We start from the raw sequence: 20,826 nt of genomic DNA on the forward strand, positions 1-20,826 counted from the left end.
GTAAATCCCTTTATCCGTCAGCGATCCCCCCTCTCTCTACTCCAGCGTTCCGTTAAGGAAGTTTCCGGCTTTATAACTTTTTGAAGTCAGCCAAGTCTGGTTGTATCCCTTCAAGGCGGACGGTTGGGCGATGAGCGGATCTTCGATATGATTGCCGATGCAGGTAAACGTTTGTAAGCTTCCGTTGTCCACAACGGTCACCCCATCGTGACGGTTCGTCTGATGGGTCGATAGTTGGTTGCCCTGTACGTTCAACTGCTTGCATTGCGGCAAATAGAGCGTGTACTCGGTGCACTCCTCGACAAAAGCCTGATTGCCTGAAACGTCAACCTTCGTATCGCGATTTCCGGCTGAAGTGGCCGTGGACAACAGGATCAAATAAGAAATGCGGCCGGCCCGGATCACATTGTTTTTGATCTGCACGGTTCCTTTTTGAAAGTTGAAGTAGCCGTAGATCGGGTAAGCCTCTCCCTCCCCCATCCCGAAATCCGTTAAGGTATTGCCTTCAATCAGGTAGTTTTCGTACTCGTACGGGGTGAGAGCCGTTGAATAATGGCCGAAACTGATCCCGGTAATCCAGGTGTAGGGAGCAGGAATTCCGATCGTCTGTCTGCGCATGCCGGAAATGAAATTGCCGCGAATCGTCACGTTTCCCGTCCGGGGCCCAACCGCATAAATCCCGTACAGCCGGTTGCCGTGACAAATATTGCCCTCGATGATCGCGTTAAGTCCGGCATGCAGGTCGATCCCTTTGCGGTAATTGTAGTTGGCCCGGTTGCCGATGATCTGAATGTGCATGGGCATCGCTCCCGAGAATCCGGCGCAGCCGTAGCCGGTTCCTCCGTCCAGCTGAGAGCCGTGGTATTCCAGATCGCAATCGATGATGCTGATAAATTCGACATAACCGAACAATACGCCTGCAACACGGTTGTGATGAAGATAACACTGATGCACTTTGAACCGTTTGGCATAAGCGGAGCTCGTTCCCGACACGTAAATCGCATTAGCATTAAACCCGGAGATATCCACCTTCTCGACAAGCACATCTTCACACCGGTTGAAGATCAGCGCACTTACTTTGCCGTTATAGCTTTCACCGACGTTCGGGAAAAAAGTGCCGGTATAGTGGAGGTTCAGCCTTTTCACTGTAATGCCGGTCAATCCAGCCTGGAACGTGAACAAGCTGGCTGTCTGCTCGGTGTCGGCCACCGTCTGCTCGTAGGTGTACACGATTTTCGATTGGCAGCCTTGTCCCTCCAGCGTGATACAATTCGTTTGCACGGACAAATTCCCGGTCACCAGATATGTGCCTAGCGGAAAAAAAACAGTGCCGCCTTCAGGTACGGCGCTTAACGCGCTGCGGATGGCGGCCGTGTCATCATTCGTCCCGTCGCCGGCTGCGCCGAAATCCCTCACATTCACGATGGGCCCTGTCATCGAAATCAATGGCTGCAGCTTCGCTTTTTTCTTGCCGGCCGTATTCTCGTACACGGAATCCACTACTTCACCATCCTTGCTTCTCGCATATCCTGGCGTTATTCTGCTCATTACCGTGCCTGCGGCCATCGCAGCGCTCACAAGGCCAACCGACGCAAGCAGCTTTCTTCGGCTAATTGACGCTCTCGCCGCCGCTTGCTCTTCAGAACCGTCCGTCCGGTCCGGTTGCTGCCTAATCGGCTGCTCCTCCTGCGGCCTGCTTCCGTCTTCCTGCAACCTGTTTCCGTCTTCCTGCTTTCTGCTTCCGTCTTCCTGCTTTCTGCTTCCGTTTTCCTGCAACCTGTTTCCGTTTTCCTGCCGCTCGGCTCCGGTTGCCTCTTCGCTGCGATTTTGTTCGGACATGTTCATTCCTCCATTACGGATGGTTTATATGACTGAACTATGGATGGCCTTGGATAAGACGCACCTTCCGCTGTTGTACCGGATCATACCAATAAGGCGCTATCTCGTCTTCACGATAACGGTCCCGGAGCATACCGATAAGGCGCTATTCCGTCTTCAAGATAACGCTCCCGGAGCAACTGATATGGCGCTATTCCGTCTTCAAGATGACGGTCCCGGAGCAACTGATATGGCGATTCCGTCTTCAAAATGACGGTCCCGGAGCATACCGATTGGCTCCGACTTCGACATAACGATCGGGTAGCCGGCAGCGCCTCTTCCATGAGTTGACTGGACGGTCTGCCGCGGCGGTTGCGGCGGTCAGGACTATGGATCGACACGGACTATGAAGCGAATCTTACTCTGAAGCGAGCCAGATGTGCATCGAACTGAACTGTGAAGCGAGCCAGACTGTGCATCAAACTGAACTGTGAAGCGAGCCAGACTACGCTTAAAATTGAAATCGCTTTCATGTTTTATTATAAAATCATTCGACTCGCTGCCAATAGACGAAAACATTTCATCCGTTGGTAATATGATGACTTCTCCTTCGGATGTGGAAGGATTCAGCGGCCTCTCTCCTTTCACAACTTGGCGTCGGTCGTATAAGAGTGGTTTGCACCCCTTATTGGGTATGTTTTCTTGAAAAGGGATAAAATAAGAGCGATTTGCACCTCTTATTCCAGCTAATCCGCCGGAAATCCGCCATTTGACGAAAAATAGAAGCTGCATATCGCTCTTATTTGCATTTGGGACCTGAATTCTTACGGAATAAGAGGCTCAAACCGCTCTTATTGATCTCCCACCCTAGCCCTCGGTGGTGCCCCCCCGAACCGCCCCAGCCTCATTGGCCCCTGCCGTCCTGCCTTTTGCGCAGCTGCTGATTTTGCTTCATCTTTTCCTCCATCCCTTGGGAGGAGGCGTCGAAAAATACGGCTTCGCGGATCTCGTTCGGCAAATATTGCTGCGCCACGTAATGCCCTGGGTAATCGTGCGGATACTTGTACCCCTGGTGGCCGAGCTGCGCCGCCCCTTTGTAATGGGTATCACGTAGGTGAAGCGGTACTTCGGCCGATTTCGTCCGCTCGATCGATGCCATGACGCTTGCGATCGCGATCGGAATCGAATTCGATTTCGGACTCTCGACGGCAAACAGGATCGCCTGTGCGATGTTGTACTTGGCCTCCGGCCAGCCGATCTTATGGTAGGCGTCCATCGCCGTCACCGCCTGCACCATCGCCTGCGGATTCGCCAGCCCGATATCTTCGCTGCAGGCGACGATCAGCCGCCGCAGAAACGTCATCGGGTCCATGCCGAGCTGCTCGACCGCATACAGAAACCAGTACAGCGCCGCGTCGCTCGATCCGCGCACGCTTTTGTGAAAGGCGGACAACACGTCGTACTGCGTCGACTCATCCGCCTTCACCGTCGGGCGGCGGATCGATTCCTCCGCCACCTGCAGCGTGATGCGGACGATGCCGTGCGGATCGGGCGACGTCGTCAGCGCCGCCAGCTCCAGCGCATTCAACGCCCGGCGAATATCGCCGTTCGCCATCTGCGCGATATGCTGCAGCGCCTCCTCTTCGGCTTCGATCTGCATAAAGCCGAGTCCGCGCTCGCCGTCCTCCAGCGCTCGCCTCATCGCGCCGAGCGAATGCTCAAACGTCAGATGCTTCAGCTCGAACAAGGTCGAGCGCGACAATAACGCTCCGTTCACATGATGAAACGGATTTTCCGTCGTCGCCCCGATAAACGTAATGATCCCCTGTTCGACAGACGGCAGCAGCGCATCCTGGCGGGATGTATTGAACCGGTGTACCTCATCGAGAAACAATATCGTTTTTTTGCCATACATCGCTTTATTCGCCTTGGCCTGCTCGATCACCTCGCGAACGTCCTTCACCGAAGCGTCAACGGCGTTCAGCCGGACAAACTCCCCGTTCGTCGCATTCGATATAATGTTTGCAAGCGTCGTCTTCCCCGTCCCCGGCGGCCCATACAGCAAAATCGAGGTGACCTGGTCCGCTTCGATCGCCCGCCTGAGCAGCTTGCCGGGTCCGACGATATGCTCTTGTCCCAGATATTCGTCCAGCGTCCGCGGCCGCATCCGGTCGGCTAGCAGCCTGCCCGCGCTTTTCGACGCATCGTCATATGTAAATAAGTCCACTAGATTCCCCACCCTGATTAATCGATAAATGCCGATCTTGCACGCGATCGAATTCCGGCCTCTCTCCCACCGCCGGCCCTGCAAGCCAATACGAAAGCCGTCACCCGGAGATGACGGCCCTTCGCCTTGTCCTTCTCTAATTATACCAGCGCAGCTGCGGGTTTTCTACCCGAACCGGGTCAATAAACCCGGCATTCTTCCGGCCTGCCGCTCTTATCCGGAATGATCCTGATGCGAATGGATCGAAGCCATCCCGCCCGGAACCCGGCCGCTCTGCCGCTGGGACTGCCCGCTGCGCTCCATGAACGGCCACCAGTTCGCTTCCCCGAACGTGCGCACCATCACCGGAATGAACAGCGGCAGCATGACGAGCGCGTACAGGAACAATCCGCACAATACGATCGTCGCAATTTGCAGCAGCGACATGACGCCGGACGGCAGCATCGCCGCAAACGTTCCGCCCAGAATAACCGCCGCCGACATGATGACCGTCCCCATGTTCCGCATCGCCTTCAGGATCGCTTCCTGCGGCGGCAGATGACGGTACTCCTTGAACCGGTCCATCAGGAAGATGCTGTAGTCGATGCCAAGCGCCATCAGCATGACGAAGCCGAAGAACGGCACCGCCCAGCTGATGCCCGCATAACCGAGAATCCGGACGAACAACACTTCCGTAATCGCCATCGACGTATAAAACGTGACAAGCAGCGACAATACGAGATAAATCGGCATGACAATCGAGCGGAACAGCACGATCAAAATAATCGATATTCCGATCAGCATCAAAATCATCGTGCGAGAGTAATCCGCGTCGGAAATTGACTTCAGATCGTGATTCATGCTCGTTACTCCGTCGATCGCGTAAGCTGCCTGTTCAAACGAAGTTCCCTTCAGCGCACGCGCCATCGCGGCGTTCAGTTCCTCCATCTTCATCAGCGTTTCCGTCGCATACGGATTGCCAGCGAATACGACATCGAATTTGACCGTTTTCCGGTCCCCGGACATATAGACGTCAAGCGACTTTTGGAAATCGACGTTGCTCAGTGCCTCGTTCGGGATGTGCCAGCCGGTCATCTGCTTATTCGGCGCTCCCGACAGCTCGTTCAGGAACGATTGCGCCGTCTGGAGACCGCCGGATACTTGCGACAAGCCGTTCACGCTTTGGTCGAGTCCGCTCGTCAGCTGTCCCAACTGTCCGTTCAGCTCGGCGAATCCGGCCTGCAGCTCTTTTTGTCCCGCTGCCAGCTGGTCCAGACCTCGCGTCATCTCCGGAATCTTCGCCGTAATCTGGCCTTGGCCGTCCGCCGCCTGCTCGATCCCGGCTTGCAGGCCCGCAATGCCTTCGGCCAGCTGGCCAAGTCCTTGGGCAAGCGCGGCCTGACCGGCTGCCGCCTGCTCGAAGCCTGCATTCGCCCGGCCGATACCCTGATCCAGTCCGGCGAGCTGCCCGTTCAACTGCTTCAAACCTTCGCTGATTCCGGCCGCTCCCGCCTGCAATTGGGTCACCGCGCCGATTGCCCGGGCAAAGTTCGGATCTTCCTTCAGTTGCGGATAAGCTTGCTCCAATCCGCCGAGCCCGGCTCTCAATTCGGCAAGCCCGTCAGCCAGCTTCTGCTGCTCGGCGGCAACGTCGCCGTAAGCTTGCGCCAGCTGTCCGAGACCGCTGCCGATCTCGCCATAGCCGGCCCGCATCTGACGGCTAGCCGCCGCAAGCTGCTCCGCGCTCGTCTTGGCCTGCTCTAGTCCCGCTTGCAGTTCGCCTGCGCCTACCGATCCTTCGCGCAAGCCCTGCTCCAGCTGCTTCAGCCCTGCGCCGAGCTGGACGACGCCCGCCTTCAGCGCATTCGTGCCCGCGACGAGCTGCTCGGCTCCCTGCACCGCTTCGTTCAGCTTCGGAGCGTTGCCGCTAAGCGCCTTGCTCGCTTCGGACAATCCTTGGCCGATCTGCCCCAGGCCGTCTGTACTCTGGCCCAGACCGTCGTCCACCATCCCGATCTGCTCGGTGACCTGGAAGTCGTTCATCGGCTCTCCGGTCGGCCTTGTAGCGCTGCGGACCGTCTTCACACCGTCGACTGCCGCCAGCTCCCGGGTCGCTTGCTCGATCGCGGCCAACCCCTCCGGCGTATCCATCCGCTGGTCCGCCTCCATCACGATCGTCGAAGGAAGCGAATCGCCGGGGCCGAAGCTGTTCGAGATGACTTGGAACGCTTTAACCGAGTTGTATTTCTCGCCGATCTCATCCAGCGAATTATACGAGATCGAGCCTTTGTAAGCCGTCAGGAAAGGAATGATAATAACGGCAAGAATAAGCAGGGCGCCTAACGGACGCTTCAGCGAGAACGAACCGACGGCTCCCCACAAACGGCTCGGCTTATGCTCAAGCGATCCCCGGGCCGGCCAGAAAATCGCTTTTCCGAGCACAGCCATAAAAAACGGGACCAGCGTATACAAAGCAACCATCAGTACGGTTACCCCAACCGCCACCGCTACCGCCGAACGGTAGAGCACGAAGGTGGATAATCCGATGGAGGCGAAGCCGACCAGCACCGCAAGACCCGAGAACAGGACTGTCTTGCCCGCCGTCCGGTACGTCTCGATAATCGCTTCCGTCTTGTCTCCGCGATGAGCCAGCTCCTCCTTGAAGCGGCTGATCAGCAGGATGCAGTAGTCCGTGCCGATCCCGAACAACACCGCGACCAGAAAAATTTGCGTAAAGTTGGAAAGCGGGAAGTCGAGATATTCGACGAGAAAGGCGACGACCGACTGGGAGACCAGATACGTCAGCCCGACGGACAGCAGCGGAATAAACGGAGCTACCGCCGAACGGAATACGACGAACAGGATCGTCATAATAAAAACGAGCGTAATCCACTCGGTCTTTTTTAATCCTTCCTGCGAGCTCTGCACGACGTCTTCGTTAATCAGCCAACTGCCCGTGTAATAATGGTCGACCTTTACGTCGGCCACGGCGGCGTACAACGCGTCTCTCGCTTCCGCCTGCGTGCGGCCTTCGGACGAAGAAGCGACGAGCGCAAGCACCGTCTTCCCGTCCTTCGCCACCATCTGATCTTCCAGCTCCTTCATATCGAAGTGAGTGGTGACCGATGTAACCCCGGAGCTGTCTCGGCTGCTCTTCAGCTTGTCGATGCCGCGCCTGATTTCGCTCATATCCGCGGAGGAGAGCCCCTTCTCGTTATGGAACACGAGCACGGAGGTACGCTCGGCCGTTGCCGGGCCGCCGGCCGAATCGTCTTTCATCTTCTTCATCATATCGGCGGCGATCGTCGAGGAATGTCCTACCGGCACCGTAATTTGCCCTTTGTCCCGGACCAGCTGCGCCATATCCGGCGCCGTCAGGAACAGGACGACCGAACCGGCCAGCCATAGCGCAAGTACAACCCACCTTAGTTTAATAATCGTTTTCATGATGCCAGCAAGCCTCCATTCTAGTGCGTGTTCAAAAAGTCTGGTTTTCAGCACCGAGAAGATGGGATGAAGCTAGGAAATGAGGAGCGGAGCGTAGTGGAAGCTTTTGTGAGCACCGGAAGTTCCGGCTGAATGCCATATTCGATGTCGAGTAGTCTTCTTGATCGGCTTTGTGATCAAAAGCGGACTTTTTGAACAACCTCTTCTATTGTGAGTTCAAAAAGTCTGGTTTTCAGCACCGAGAAGATGGGATGAAGTTAGGAAATGAGGAGCGGAGCGTAGTGGGAGCTACGTGAGCACCGGAAGTTTCGGCTGAATTCCATATTCGATGTCGAGTAGGCTTCTTGATCTGCTTCGTGATCAAAAGCGGACTTTTTGAACAACCTCTTCCTCTTCTAGTGTTCGGTCAGCACCTTAGCCAGCTTCTCGTAAGTCCGGATAAACGTCTCGGCCTCCTGCTCCTCGAAATGACTGATATATCTCGCCAGCAACTGCTGGATTTTGATCTCCATCTCTGTCGCGACGCCGGCCCCTTTCTCGGTAAGCTGCAAATAGATAACCCGGCGGTCTTTCTCGTCCGGCATTCGCCGAATCAGCTCTTTATCGAACAAGCGGGTAATGATCGCCGTAATCGAGCTTTTACCGACGCAAAACATATCCGCCAGTTCCGAAGACGTGCAGCGCTGCCGTTCCTGGATATAACGCAATATTCCGTACTGGTCGGCGGTCAGCCCTCCGGGCATCAACTCGCGGATTAGCGCGCTTAGCCGGCGGTTAACCGTAAACGTCGCACTCTCGTACCTGTGAATCAACTGATGGAGCTGTTCCCCGTCCATTAAAACCCTCCTTTTCCTGTCTATTATTTAATTCGACTGTCCAATAGTTTTACAGTAAAACAATTCAACAAGGGAACTATATCACAGTCGGCTGGGCATAGTCAACGCATGGATATGCAGATAGCCGAAGACGCCTCCAAGCCGCTGCAGAAGCGAAATTGGAAGCGTCTGAATGAAAAGGCGTGGGTCGGTCTACAACGGGTCGATCTGAACGGCCGCCTGCTTGCCGCTGAGCTGAATGCCCGTCTTTTTGGCGCCGACCGGGCGGAGCTGCTTAAGCAGGTCCTCAAGCAGCTCCTTGGCGGCGGCGCCTTCCTTGCCTTGAATGCGGACGACGAACAAAACGGCATCTCCCACTCTTAAAATATTCTCCGCCTGCCGCCGCTTCGTCTCCAGATCGTGCTCCTCGATATGCGGCGTAAGCCGGATTTCCTTCACCTTCGGCCCCCGCTCCCGCTTGCGCTCCTGCTGGGCCGCTTCCTTGGCGGCTCCGGCCCGGATCAGCCGGCAGGGAGGAGGGCTGCTGAGCAGCGACGTGCATACGAGGTCCACCTTGAGACGTTTGGCCATCGCGAGCGCCTCCGGGGTCGGAACCACGCCCAAATTTTCCCCGTCCACGCCGGTCAGATGTACTTCGGACGCTTTGATTTTCTCATTTTTAATCATTGTGAACGCACCTGATCTTTCGTTATAATGAACCCATATTACGTCTTTGGGGGAGATTTTTCAATGCACCGCAAACAACTGGAAGAACAAATCATCCGCAATTACGAGCGAGACGAGACGATGATGATCCTCGTTTTCGCCCAGTGGTGCGTCAATAACGATCTCGACCCGCCAGCTTTGTACAAGCAGGCTTATCCGGACCAGGCCGAAAATGCCGCCCTGCAGCAAGCCGTCGACTTGACCGTATCCAAGCACGAAGCGGGGGACATACCCGACGAGACTGTGCTCGGTGTCTTGTCCTTATTCGGCAACGAGGAGCTCGCCTTCGTCGTCACCGAACAGATCGCCAAGCGGGGCAGGAAAAAGGCACAAAGCTGACAGCAAGCTCCACTCCGCCGGGACACACCATCCCTACCTGTACGCGCAAACTCCATTCCGTCGGGACACACCAGCTCTACCTGTACACGCAAGCTTCGCATCCGGCCGGCCGCCGAGCAGCGGCTTCCTCAAGCTGCCGCAGCCTCTCCGGACTGTACGGGTACGGTCCGCCATCAGGCTGGCTCGCCCCCGTTTCCGACAGCCTATTCTTCAATCTCCCTGGCCCCGTTCCCGGAAATGCGGCCCTGTCGCCCGAACGTCAAAATAACCCGCGTTCCCCGTCCCACTTCACTCGTTACCTTGATCGTACCTCCGTGCTCCAGCACAAGCTGCTTAGCGATCGCCATGCCCAGCCCGGTACCGTTGCCCGCCCCTTCCGTATTCGTCCCCCGGTAATACCGCTCGAACAGCCGGTCGACCGTATCCTTGTTCATCCCTCTCCCCCGGTCCTCGATGTCCAGTGTAAAACCGTCCGGCTCCAGCGGGCATACCGACAGCTTCACTTCCGTATCCGGAGGATTGTGGAGAAGCGCATTCGCCAGCACATTATCGACGATGCGCCGGAACCATTTCGGATCGACATGGTACAGAACCGGTTCGTCCGGTCCGGAGAACGTTACCGGCGTTCCGGCAAACCGGGGATCGTCCACAAACGACAACACCGAGCGCCGGACGAGCTCCGAGACGTCGCACAGTTCCCGCTCAATAGGGAGCGCCCCGTTTTTCAGCCGGTACGTCAAGCTGAGGTCGTTGATCAGCCGGTCCATATACGCGGCTTTGTCCTTCATCGTAGAGGCGAACTCGCGCACTTCTTCGTTCGTCCACTCGTACGCGTCCGTCTCCAGCATATGGGCATAACCGACGATCGAGGATAAAGGCGTCTTCAAGTCGTGGGACACCCCGGCGATCCATTCCTCGCGGGTCTGCTCGAGCTTGCGCTTTACGGTTTCATTATCTTTGAGAGTGTGGGTCAGCCGGTCGAGCGACCGGAGCACATCCTCGTACAGCCTGTATTTTCGTCTCAGTTTGCCGTTTTTCTTCCTGCTGCGGGGGATGCCCGACCGCCCCTCCGGCTCCCGGTATACGCCTTGGCTCAGCGTGTGCAGCCAGTCCATCATGTGCAGCATCGGCGTTCCGAATCTGCGGCCGTACCAGATCGACAAGGCAAGCAATAAGACCAGCACCGCCGTCACGAACACGAATACCCCGCCCAGCAAAATCGTCGTATGCGGAGTCTGATCTCCTGCGGGAGATTGCCCCGAATCCCCGTCGCCCGGCAGCCCGAGCGGCACCGTTACGATCCAGGTCCGCCCGCTCGCTTCGTCGTAGCGGGAAGCCGTCTCCAGGCCATACCGGTTCGGGTAACCGCTGCGCAAGACCAGCTCCTCGACCGTATACCGGTCCGGAATGCCCTCTCTTTTGTTCAGCGAAGCGAGCTCGCCGCCTTCCCCGTTCACGAGCTGCACCGACGCCCGGTTGCGCACAAGCTCCTGCAGCAGCGGCTCGGCCAGTTTTAACCGGCCTTCCTCATAGACCGCTTCCGTGTGGAGCCGCTCCAGAAGGCGTTCCCCGGTTCGCTTCACCCCGTACAGAAGCGTGTACGTCCGCCCCTCTTTTTTCTCGATCCATACATACAGCGAATAGCGGAACGGCTTGTTTTTCATCCAGTAGTCGGTCAGTTCTCCGGGATCGTAATGCGAAGGCACATCGTCCGGCGTATAAAAGGAAGAGGTAACCGTCCCCCGCTCGTCCAGCGTCTGGAGCCATCCTCCGCTTCGGCGGACCGCGTCGAGCAGCTTCGGATCGTACTCCTCCCGTCCATCGCGAAGCTGTACCGAATCCACGAGAAGCGGCAATCCGGCTTCCGCAAAATTCCCTTTCAGATCCTCCTTCATCATCCGGTCCGCCACCGCGAGCCATACTCCGAACAACAGCAGGATCGCGATCATGCCCGCCGCAACAAGCCTCAGCACAAAATGCCAAATCAGCTTCGAGCGCACTTGCCTGCTGTTCCTGACCACCGGCAGCGTTCCCGCCCTCGTCTCCTTCCTGCCGCCGCTCACAGGCCGCCTTCCTCCCGCCGCACCAGCTTGTAGCCGAGTCCCCGCACCGTCAGCAGCAGCTCGGGCTCCGACGGATTACGCTCGATGCGCTCGCGAATCCGGTGTATATGCACCATCACCGTATTGTCGTCACCGAGACATTCGTCGCCCCATACGTGCTCGTACAGCTGAGACTTCGTGAAGATCCGGTTCGGATGACGGCACAGAAACAGCAGCAGCTGAAACACTTGCGCCGGGCAAACGACCGGTTCGCCGCACACTCGCAGTTCGCCTGCATCCGCATCCAGCTGGAATCGGCCGTAATCGTACACGTTCCGCTCCGCCGCCGTCCGGGCAGCCTGAGCCGTCCCTGGTTTCAAATACCGCTTCAGTTGCGCCTTGATCCGGGCCACCACTTCGAGCGGATTAAACGGTTTCGTAATATAATCGTCGCCGCCTACGGCAAATCCGGTCAGTTTGTCCAGGTCCGTCGTTCTCGCCGTCAGAAAAAGCACCGGCGCGTCGGTCGTGCGGCGGATAAAAGGGCATATATCGAACCCGCTGCGCCCGGGCAGCATCACGTCCAGCACGACCAGATCGAACACCGCCGCTTCGCAGGCGGCGATCGCTTCTTCACCCGAAGCGGCCGTCTCGATCCACTTAAAGCCTTCCTTCTCCAGCACGGTTTTCATCATCCGCAAAATAGCCGGTTCATCGTCGACCAGCAGCAGGTTAGCCTCCAGCAACTCCATCGGTAGTTCACTCCTCTTGCCGACTTTACCTCTGCATTGTATCATAACCGGCTGGCGCATTCGCTTACCGGAACCTTAACGGAGCCTTAACCGCGGCTGAATCGGCCGGGTTGCAGTTTGCGGATTGCGGATTGCAATCAGGTTCAGAAATTACGGCCGGGCTTCCCCGCTCCCGATCTTGCGGCCGACCGTTTCCGCGTATAACGGCTCTGTCAGCAGCTTCAGCTCGAAGGCGTTCAGACTGGCCGACAACTTCATCATCTCGACGGCGTTCAGACCGTTGAAAAATAAAGCCAGCTCGGTCCGGGTGCCGTCCTTCGCGGTCGCATAGATCGCATCCGTCAGCACGTACGCCGTCGACCCGCCCTTGCGGCCGGCATGCCGGAACAGCTCCCGGTTCGCCGGGTTTTCCATCAGCCCCTCCATCACCGGGTCCAGGTACCGGTGCACCTCCGCAGTGAAATGGTCGCGGCCGTTCAGCTTAGCCATAACCGAGGCATACTCCTGTGTGGTCGATCCGGTCAGACGGTCGGAATAGAACCGGTCGAACTCCGGATCGTACCAGCTCCGCAGGTTCGCCTCCCGCTTGTAGGAACCGTCCGCATCCGCCTTCAGCTTGCCGCTTGTCTGGACGGCCATCGCCCGGAACACATCGGCAGGCATGGCGAACAGCTCCTCCTTGGCTTTCGCCTTCGCCTCATTCCCGTCGAGCCCGGAATACCCCTTCATCAGTTCGTACGGGATAAGCAGCGCCCCGTTAAGCGGGAACAACGGCTCGTGATGCCGGAGTCCGAGCTCGGCGATAGTCCCGTGAATCCGCTCCAGACCAAGCTTATCCTGCAAATAGTCGGTATTGGCGTTTGAGCTGTACCGGATCATGCCTTTCGCCACCTCTTCCAGCGTCACGGCGTCGCCTTCGGCCTTCGAGCTTTCCTCGATATACGCCAGCCAGGCCGGATGAGCCCCTCCGTCCAGATTCGGCAAATAGTAACGGTCCAGCACAGACAGCGGCACCCGCTCTTCCGGATGAATCGTGCCGGCCGCGGCCTGCTTCGCATACTCGATCGCAATCATCGTTTTCACGGCGCTCGCCAGCGGCATGACCCGGTCCGAATTCGACTGCGCAATCGTTTGACCGTCCCTCCGAAGCGTAATGGCCGCCTTCTCCGGATTGTTCGTTACGAATTTCCATACATAGTCGGCATTCGCTTTTTTCGCCCAATACGCCGTCCCCCCGATCCAAATAACCGCACCTGCAAGCAACGTCCCGACGCCAATTCCGATCCACATCCAAAGTTTCAAGATAAGTCTCCTCCCGGTCATTGATTACCTGATACAAGTCAAACTTACGTGTCTGCCATCAACGGGTTCGGCGGCCATCCAGCCGTTCTCCAGCCGCGCCTCCGACTTTGTACTAGTCGTATTGTACCGGACGAAGCTTACCTGACTTCAAACCGTACCTTAACGGCACCTTAATTCATTGAATTTCGCGGCGAAACCCGAACGCGCTCCGCTTCCTAGACAGGAGGCGGGCAGGTTCGGGCTTCGGATTGTGCGCAGAACGGAGCTGCTTGTATTCAGTTTTTGCGGTGCGAGGTCAACTCGTAAAACAAATCTCCCTGTTCCGCCACTTCATCCAGCCTCACCGCCGGAGGATTGCGCAACAGATGATCCGGCAAGCTCAGAAATTGCCGCACCAGCTCTTCATCGAACTGGATGCCGCTTTGCTCGAGAAGTTCTACCTTGGCCTGTTCGACCGTTTTTCCTTTTTTGTAAGGCCTGTCCGAGGTCATGGCGTCGAACGCGTCCACGATCGAGCACATGCGGGCCAACCGGGGAATCCGGCTGCTGCCGAGCCCCGTCGGATAACCGGACCCGTCCCACCGCTCATGATGATACTTGACGATATCCAGCAGCCGGGCATCTTTCATCCCTTCCTGCATCAGCAGTTCGCTGCCCGATTCGGGATGCGTCCGCATCCGGTCCCATTCGCCCTGGTCAAGCTTGCACGTTTTTTGCAAAATGGCTGTTTCGATTTTAATTTTCCCTACATCATGCACACAGCATCCCACAATAAAAACTTGCCGGTCCTCCGGTCCGGCCAACGGATAATGCGTGACCCAGCACTGGGCGAGCGCCCCGACCCGGCCTACATGTTCGAACGTCTCCCTGTCTTTATCCGACAATCGCTGCAAAAGACGGTTGATCGCGTACAGCATTACTTCTCCCCCTTCATCGGCAATAAGCTGAAATCGTGTGTCGGCCTGATAATCGCGGGGTTCCGATCAACAAAAAAACCCTCAGGTTAGAGGGGTCCCGTCTCATAGTTCGGCGACCTGGCTGGCATGACGTAATACGGTTGCATCCCATATTCGCAACCGGCGGTTCTCGGCGCGAATATGGGACAAATTACATGGTAGCCCCAATGGTTTTGCGGCCTTATCTTTCGATAAGTGTGCCTTTGGATTCGATTATGAACAAGTATTTAGTTCCATCATCCTATTGTTTTTATTGAATATGTGCAATTAGTTTGATTGTAACCGATTTGTATATTTTTGTCATGCAAAATCAAAAAAAATGTCGATATTCCTCACATGCTCTCGATTTGTAATGTATAATCACGAATTAAGTGCGTTTTTCGCAACGATCAGGCTCGCCTTTTGTCGAATAAAGGGTCACCATCCAAACGAATCACAACCAAATCAAATAAGGCTATTCCAATAGTGTTGCATCACAGATCACAGGAAAACGTCCCCGTTTTCAAACGAAAGGACCTCAACTTCCACGGTCACGTGGAGGCTGAAGTCCTTTATCCCGAGGCACATCGGTTCGAACGGCGCACAATATTCTCAAAAGTGAATGTGCAGACAGCCCCGTTTCGTGTCCGCCCCATATGCGGTCCGGTTAGGCGTCAGGCTTTCCCGGCTCTCTCGAGCAGGTCGCGTACGACGACACTGACCATGATCAGGCCGGCTACAGGCGGTACAAACGAGTTGCTGGCCGGCGGCTGCTGCGCTTTGCGGATATCCGGAGCGTTCTCCGGCACGATCCGCTGCGTAACGTCACCGCGCGGCTTAATCGGCTCCTCGGTCGAGAAGACGACCTTGACGCCTTTTTTGATCCCGTCCTTGCGCAGCTTCTGGCGGATGACGCGGGCGAGCGGGTCAACCGACGTCTGCGAGATGTCCGCCACGCGGAACTGCGTGGGGTCCATCTTGTTCGCCGCCCCCATGCTGGAGATGATCGGTATTTTGCGTTTCAGGCATTCTTTGATGAGATGGATCTTGTATGTCACCGTATCGGAGGCGTCCAGCACGTAGTCGAGCGGATAGTCGAAAAACTTCTCGTACGTCTCCTCGGTGTAAAACATCCGCAGCGCGATCGCATCGCAATCCGGATTGATCAGCTTGACCCGGTCGCGCATCAGCTCGGCCTTCGGTTGCCCGACGGTAGTCGTCAGCGCATGAATCTGGCGGTTAATATTCGTAATATCGACGACATCCTTGTCCACCATGATCACGCGTCCGACGCCGGTACGAACAAGCGCTTCCGCCGCAATCGAGCCGACTCCGCCGATGCCGAGCACGGCAACCGTACTGCCCTTCAACACGTCCAGTCCTTCGGGGCCGATCGCCAGTTCCGTTCGCGAAAATTGATGCAGCATATTCAATCCCCTTCGCTAGATCCGGGCGCTCCGCCGCCGGAGGAAATGCTCCGGAAGCGGGCCCGTCGTATGCTATTATCGACTGTTGTGAAATAACGAGCCTGCTACGTGACAGGGTTATCTTCCCGGTTATGGAAAACGATTCACCCCAGGAGAGCGCTAATATCGCAGCAGTTATTAAGCTTTGGCAGCTACTTCCTTTACGGCGAGCTTGATCGACAAGTCTTCAAGCTGCTTCGAATCGACTTCGGACGGCGCGTTCATCAGCAGGTCGGTTGCGCTCGCCGTTTTCGGGAAAGCGATCGTTTCGCGCAGATTCGTGCGGCCCGCCAGCAGCATGATCAGACGGTCGAAGCCAAACGCGATGCCGCCGTGCGGAGGCGTGCCGTATTCGAACGCGTCCAGCAGGAAGCCGAATTTCTCGTGGGCTTCCTCACGGGAGAAGCCGAGCGCCTGGAACATTTTCTCCTGCACGTCGCGTTTGAAAATACGCATCGAGCCGCCGCCCACTTCGTAGCCGTTCAGCACGAGGTCGTACGCTTGAGCGCGGATTTGACCCGGATCGGTATCGAAATACGCCAGATCCTCTTCAACGGGGCGCGTGAACGGATGGTGCTCCGCCACATAACGCTTCGCCTCTTCGTCGTAGCCAAGCAGCGGGAAGTCGACGACCCACGCGAATTTAAATACGCTGTCGTCGATCAGGCCGAGATCGCGGCCGATTTTCAGACGCAGGTTGCCGAGCACGTCGGCGACGACTTTTTTCGTATCGGCCGAGAACAGCAGCAGGTCGCCTTCTTCGGCGCCCAGACGTTCTTTAAGCGCCGCGATTTCTTCCTCGCTGAAAAACTTGACGATCGGCCCTTTCCATTCGCCGTCTTTCACTTGAATCCACGCCAGACCCTTGGCCCCGTAACGAGCGGCAAACGGCAGCAGGTCGTCGATTTCTTTCCGGCTCCACGTTCCGCAGCCTTTGGCGTTCAGCGCTTTGACTTGACCGCCCTTTTTCGTTACGTTCGCGAATACTTGAACGCCCGAGTTGGCTACCAGATCGGACACGTCCACCAGTTCGAGGCCGAAGCGCAGGTCCGGCTTGTCGGAGCCGTATTTGCCCATCGCGTCGGCATAGGTCAGCCGTTGGAACGGGCGCTGGATGTCCACGCCGATCGTTTCTTTGAATACGCGAACGGCCAGTTCCTCCATCATGTCGAGCAGCTGGTCGCGGGACAGGAACGAAGTCTCGATGTCCACCTGGGTGAACTCCGGCTGGCGGTCCGCACGAAGATCCTCGTCGCGGAAGCAGCGTGCGATCTGGTAATAACGCTCCAGCCCGCTAACCATGAGCAGCTGCTTGTAAATTTGCGGAGATTGCGGCAGCGCGAAAAATTCGCCCGGATGAACGCGGCTTGGCACGAGATAGTCGCGGGCGCCTTCCGGCGTGCTTTTCGTCAGGATCGGCGTCTCCACTTCGAGAAAGCCGTTCTCGTCCAGGAAATCGCGGAATACTTTAGCCGCTTTGGAGCGCAGCATCAGCGTCTTTTGCATTTCCGGACGCCGAAGGTCCAGGTAACGGTATTTCAGACGGAGCTGCTCGTCGATCTCCACACCGTCCTCAATAAAGAACGGAGGCGTTTTGGCTGCATTTAAAATCTCGATTTCATGAACCTGAACTTCGATGTCCCCTGTCGCCAGGTTCGGGTTCACGGTCGCTTCGTCGCGTTGTACGACTTTGCCTTTTACGGCCAGCACATATTCGGTGCGCGCTTTATCAGCGATCGCCAGAGCGTCTCCCGAGAAGGTCGGGTTAAACACCACTTGCACGATACCGCTGCGGTCGCGCAAGTCGATGAACAATACGCCGCCGAGGTCGCGGCGGACCGCTACCCAGCCGTTCAGCACTACCGTATCTCCAATATTCGCTGCACTTAGATTTCCGCAATGATGGGTTTTCAACAACATAGGAATCTCATCCTCCAAAGTTCGGTTAATTTACGAAAGCTTCTGCTTCAAAGTATCGGCGAGGCTGGCAATCGGCACTTCCGCTTGCTCACCGGTCGCCATCTCCTTCAGCATGATCGTGCCCTTGGCCAGCTCGTCGTCGCCGAGGATGGCGACAAACCGGGCCGCATACCGGTCGGCCGACTTCATCTGCGCCTTCATCTTCCGGCTCGTGTAATCTTTCTCCGCCGTCAGTCCTGCCGAGCGGAGCTCGAACAACAGCTTGGCGATCTCGTCGCCGGCCGCTTCACCGAGGCCGATCAGGTAAGCGTCCAGCGGGCGTACGCCCGGCACCTCGACGCCTTGAGCTTCCAGCACAAGCAGCACCCGCTCGAGACCGAGTCCGAAACCAACGCCCGGCTGATCGATATGGCTGCCGCCGATCGTACCGACAAGGCCGTTGTACCGGCCGCCGCCGCTGATCGTATCGATCGCGCCAATGCCCGCCGCTTTATACTCAAACGCCGTATGCGTGTAATAGTCGAGCCCCCGCACCATGCGCGGATTGATGACGAACTCGATGCCCATATCGGTTAAATGCCGCTGTACCTTGTTAAAGTGAGTCTGGCATTCCTCATCGAGAAAATCGAGAATCGACGGCGCGCCGACCCCGTACTCCTGATCTTTTTTGCAGTCGAGGATACGCATCGGATTGCGCTCGTAGCGCGATTGACAATCTTTGCACAGCTTGTCTTTGACCGGCGCGAAAAACTTCTGCAGCTCCTCACGGTACACGCTGCGGCACGACGGATTGCCGACCGAGTTGATCTCGACCCGGACGCCCTTCAGTCCGATTTCTTTATAGAACAAATAACCCATCGCGATCACTTCCGCGTCCAGACTCGGGTCGGCGGAGCCGATCGCCTCGATGCCGAACTGATGGAACTGGCGGTACCGGCCCGCTTGCGGCTGCTCGTAGCGGAACATCGGTCCGATATAATACAGCTTGTTAATGTCCGGCTCGCCGTACAGCTTATTCTCTACGTAAGCCCGAACGACGCCTGCCGTTCCTTCCGGACGGAGCGTCATGCTGCGGTCCGCTTTATCCGGGAACGTGTACATTTCTTTCTCGACGATATCGGTCGTCTCCCCGACACCGCGCTGGAACAGCTCGGTATTCTCGAAGATCGGCGTGCGGATCTCCTTGTAATTGAAGCGGCGGCAGACGTCGCGCGCCTTCTCCTCGATGTACTGCCACTTCTCGACGACGCCCGGCAGCAGATCCTGCGTCCCCTTCGGCTTTTGAATGCTCATCTTGATCCTCCCGGCTTCCTTTCCATTTCCACATTTTGAGACAATCGCTTAAAAAAACCAAAAACCCGCCCCCGGCATAATTGCCAGGGACGGGATATTCGTTCGTTAGCCGAAATCACCCGCGGTACCACCCGCATTCGCACAATCGCCCGAAGAGCTGATCTCCTCGATCCGTTGCGGAGTTTCCGATCCGGTCCTTCAACCGTACGGCAAAACCACAAACGATCGTGCGCACTCAAAGCGGTTAACGCCCGCTCTACGCGATACGGCTACTTACCGGCCTGAAAGCAATGTCAATTGGCCGCCTGCTTATAAGCTTGCTTGGCGTTCCGATCGCGTGCTTCGCCGCATGTTCCCCGTACGTTCTCCGGGAAGTTATTCGTCCGTCCATCGCCGGGAAGCTTCCAGCCGTGGCTCCCCTCTCTGCTGGCTTGGGTTCGAACTACTTCGTCCCATCTGCGAATCTCGAATATTCCTATTGATTGTATACTTGAGGCCGTCCAAAGTCAAGGGACAAGGGGGGAATTATGGATGAAAAACCATCGGGTATAAGAGCGCGACAATCCTTTGACAGGCAAACCAATCCGTTTGCGCGCGAGAGGGGAAATGGGTACCTTCTCTTCTTCGAACGGGACTATGTCGCCGCTGCCGCGAGTAAGGTACAATAAAAGAGGTTGTTCAAAAAGTCCGCTTTTGATCACGAAGCAGATACAGGAAGCCTACTCGACATCGAATATGGAATTCAGCCGGAACTTCCGGTGCTCACAAAAGTTTCCACTACGCTCCGCTCCTCATTTCCTAGCTTCATCCCATCTTTTCGGTGCTGAAAACCGGACTTTTTGAACTCGCACTAAAAGTGAATCGGCAGTCTCATTCTGCCGGGAACGCGCGTTCCTTTATACTTCCCTATGAAGGGGTGAATGTCAATGGAACTGGTCGGTACATGCCAATCTTGCCAAACTCCCGTCTACTGCAAGGGCGGTTTCCTGGACGGAGTTGCGGAGCAAGGCAAGCTGCTTTGCTTCCCTTGTTACGACAAGCTGAATAAGAAAACGTCTGAAAAAGAAAAGAACCCGCAGTAAGCTGCGAGTTATCCAAGGTATATATATAAAAAAAGGGGGTCGACTCTTAGTATAGACGCCTTATGTTAACGGACGATAAAATCCGGTTTACAGTTGTGTTACAAGTTTGGACGACTGCGGCGGTTGATGGTGGACGGCGGGCGAAATGGCAGAGCTGCGGCGGGCGGTTAACGAAGCGGATGAAGCGGAGCGGCTGGCTGGCTGGCTTGATCCTTTCACTGTCAGCCTGCTCGCAAGAGCCGGGCGAGTCGGACGACTGCCGCTCACTTAGGCGTCCCCAGTTGATCCGTTAACCGCCCGGGAAAGAAAAGAACCCGCAGCAAGCTGCGGGTTATCCAAGGTTATATATGAAAAAAGGGGGTCGACTTTTAGTATAGGCGCTTTTTGTTAACGCACGATAAAATCGGGATTACATTTGTGTTACATTTGGAGAACGGGGGGTTATTTACTCAACTTTCGCAGCTTAATTTTGGCAATAAACCTTTGATATAGCTGGGTAAACCGGCAATTCAATCGAGGAGTTGACGAATAACTGCTTGTTTGTTCCGTTTGGTTCTGGCTTCGGCAATATCTATGAAAAATGCCATCAGTTGCTGGAGTGCAGTGATTAAATCGAGATCACGTACTTCATCGGAAAAGAGGAAGTAGAGTCCGCCAAGTGACTTCTCATCGTTCTCCTGACG

The 20,826-nt window shown here is 56.4% G+C and carries 14 protein-coding genes, 1 pseudogene and 1 riboswitch; of the genes and pseudogenes, 2 read left to right on the top strand and 13 right to left on the bottom strand.

Annotation, left to right across the window (positions count from 1 at the left end):
- Nucleotides 1-36: 36 nt before the first annotated feature.
- The 5 genes from AC3Y2E_RS04870 to infC all read right to left on the bottom strand — a co-directional run bounded on the left by AC3Y2E_RS04870 (nt 37) and on the right by infC (nt 8,973).
- Nucleotides 37-1,839, bottom strand: coding sequence for a right-handed parallel beta-helix repeat-containing protein (locus AC3Y2E_RS04870; RefSeq protein WP_379207732.1), 1,803 nt, complete (start codon nt 1,837-1,839; stop codon nt 37-39).
- 883 nt (nt 1,840-2,722) lie between these two features.
- Complete coding sequence (locus AC3Y2E_RS04875) at nt 2,723-4,045, bottom strand: replication-associated recombination protein A (protein WP_379207734.1); 1,323 nt, start codon at nt 4,043-4,045, stop codon at nt 2,723-2,725.
- 213 nt (nt 4,046-4,258) lie between these two features.
- Nucleotides 4,259-7,471 (bottom strand): efflux RND transporter permease subunit, encoded by a 3,213-nt coding sequence (locus tag AC3Y2E_RS04880; RefSeq protein WP_379207736.1) that lies wholly within the window; start codon nt 7,469-7,471, stop codon nt 4,259-4,261.
- Between the two features lie 395 nt (nt 7,472-7,866).
- Entirely contained in the window at nt 7,867-8,307 is a 441-nt protein-coding gene (locus AC3Y2E_RS04885) for a MarR family winged helix-turn-helix transcriptional regulator (RefSeq protein ID WP_332075043.1), read from the bottom strand.
- Between the two features lie 192 nt (nt 8,308-8,499).
- Nucleotides 8,500-8,973 (bottom strand): translation initiation factor IF-3, encoded by a 474-nt coding sequence (gene infC / locus AC3Y2E_RS04890; protein WP_379207739.1) that lies wholly within the window; start codon nt 8,971-8,973, stop codon nt 8,500-8,502.
- A 63-nt stretch (nt 8,974-9,036) separates the two neighbouring features.
- On the opposite strand from infC, the gene AC3Y2E_RS04895 reads away from it, so the two are divergent.
- The gene (locus AC3Y2E_RS04895; protein WP_379207741.1) at nt 9,037-9,351 is read left to right on the top strand and encodes a protein YxiS; all 315 of its coding nucleotides are present in this window, start codon (nt 9,037-9,039) and stop codon (nt 9,349-9,351) included.
- 203 nt (nt 9,352-9,554) lie between these two features.
- On the opposite strand, the gene AC3Y2E_RS04900 is transcribed toward AC3Y2E_RS04895, so the two are convergent.
- From AC3Y2E_RS04900 to hisS, 7 genes are all read right to left on the bottom strand, one after another.
- Entirely contained in the window at nt 9,555-11,414 is a 1,860-nt protein-coding gene (locus AC3Y2E_RS04900) for a sensor histidine kinase (protein ID WP_379207743.1), read from the bottom strand.
- Nucleotides 11,411-12,145: a response regulator transcription factor gene (locus tag AC3Y2E_RS04905; RefSeq protein ID WP_379207745.1), complete on the bottom strand. Its 735-nt coding sequence runs from the start codon at nt 12,143-12,145 to the stop codon at nt 11,411-11,413. Before AC3Y2E_RS04905 ends, AC3Y2E_RS04900 begins: the two co-directional genes overlap by 4 nt.
- A gap of 150 nt (nt 12,146-12,295) precedes the next feature.
- Nucleotides 12,296-13,447 (bottom strand): serine hydrolase, encoded by a 1,152-nt coding sequence (locus AC3Y2E_RS04910; RefSeq protein ID WP_379207747.1) that lies wholly within the window; start codon nt 13,445-13,447, stop codon nt 12,296-12,298.
- 275 nt (nt 13,448-13,722) lie between these two features.
- Nucleotides 13,723-14,364, bottom strand: a complete 642-nt coding sequence (locus AC3Y2E_RS04915) for an HD-GYP domain-containing protein (protein ID WP_379207750.1) — start codon at nt 14,362-14,364, stop codon at nt 13,723-13,725.
- A gap of 108 nt (nt 14,365-14,472) precedes the next feature.
- A riboswitch (cyclic di-GMP riboswitch) is annotated at nt 14,473-14,615 on the bottom strand.
- 441 nt (nt 14,616-15,056) lie between these two features.
- Entirely contained in the window at nt 15,057-15,809 is a 753-nt protein-coding gene (locus AC3Y2E_RS04920; RefSeq protein WP_190924699.1) for a tRNA threonylcarbamoyladenosine dehydratase, read from the bottom strand.
- Between the two features lie 177 nt (nt 15,810-15,986).
- The gene (gene aspS / locus AC3Y2E_RS04925) at nt 15,987-17,768 is read right to left on the bottom strand and encodes an aspartate--tRNA ligase (protein WP_379207753.1); all 1,782 of its coding nucleotides are present in this window, start codon (nt 17,766-17,768) and stop codon (nt 15,987-15,989) included.
- A 30-nt stretch (nt 17,769-17,798) separates the two neighbouring features.
- Nucleotides 17,799-19,061: a histidine--tRNA ligase gene (gene hisS / locus AC3Y2E_RS04930; protein WP_379207755.1), complete on the bottom strand. Its 1,263-nt coding sequence runs from the start codon at nt 19,059-19,061 to the stop codon at nt 17,799-17,801.
- A gap of 1,227 nt (nt 19,062-20,288) precedes the next feature.
- On the opposite strand from hisS, the gene AC3Y2E_RS04935 reads away from it, so the two are divergent.
- Nucleotides 20,289-20,414, top strand: coding sequence for a hypothetical protein (locus AC3Y2E_RS04935; RefSeq protein ID WP_379207757.1), 126 nt, complete (start codon nt 20,289-20,291; stop codon nt 20,412-20,414).
- A gap of 238 nt (nt 20,415-20,652) precedes the next feature.
- On the opposite strand, the pseudogene AC3Y2E_RS04940 reads toward AC3Y2E_RS04935, so the two are convergent.
- Nucleotides 20,653-20,826: pseudogene (locus tag AC3Y2E_RS04940) on the bottom strand (IS4 family transposase); the annotation flags it as partial.

The sequence above is a fragment of the Paenibacillus sp. MAH-35 genome, from assembly GCF_058135425.1.

What these genes read in the sequence shown, in the direction of transcription:
- AC3Y2E_RS04870 (WP_379207732.1), bottom strand. Translation starts at nt 1,839, where the DNA reads ATGTCCGAACAAAATCGCAGCGAAGAGGCAACCGGAGCCGAGCGGCAG.
- AC3Y2E_RS04880 (WP_379207736.1), bottom strand. Translation starts at nt 7,471, where the DNA reads ATGAAAACGATTATTAAACTAAGGTGGGTTGTACTTGCGCTATGGCTG.
- AC3Y2E_RS04885 (WP_332075043.1), bottom strand. Translation starts at nt 8,307, where the DNA reads ATGGACGGGGAACAGCTCCATCAGTTGATTCACAGGTACGAGAGTGCG.
- infC (WP_379207739.1), bottom strand. Translation starts at nt 8,973, where the DNA reads ATGATTAAAAATGAGAAAATCAAAGCGTCCGAAGTACATCTGACCGGC.
- AC3Y2E_RS04895 (WP_379207741.1), top strand. Translation starts at nt 9,037, where the DNA reads ATGCACCGCAAACAACTGGAAGAACAAATCATCCGCAATTACGAGCGA.
- AC3Y2E_RS04905 (WP_379207745.1), bottom strand. Translation starts at nt 12,145, where the DNA reads ATGGAGTTGCTGGAGGCTAACCTGCTGCTGGTCGACGATGAACCGGCT.
- AC3Y2E_RS04915 (WP_379207750.1), bottom strand. Translation starts at nt 14,364, where the DNA reads ATGCTGTACGCGATCAACCGTCTTTTGCAGCGATTGTCGGATAAAGAC.
- AC3Y2E_RS04920 (WP_190924699.1), bottom strand. Translation starts at nt 15,809, where the DNA reads ATGCTGCATCAATTTTCGCGAACGGAACTGGCGATCGGCCCCGAAGGA.
- aspS (WP_379207753.1), bottom strand. Translation starts at nt 17,768, where the DNA reads ATGTTGTTGAAAACCCATCATTGCGGAAATCTAAGTGCAGCGAATATT.
- hisS (WP_379207755.1), bottom strand. Translation starts at nt 19,061, where the DNA reads ATGAGCATTCAAAAGCCGAAGGGGACGCAGGATCTGCTGCCGGGCGTC.
- AC3Y2E_RS04935 (WP_379207757.1), top strand. Translation starts at nt 20,289, where the DNA reads ATGGCAGAGCTGCGGCGGGCGGTTAACGAAGCGGATGAAGCGGAGCGG.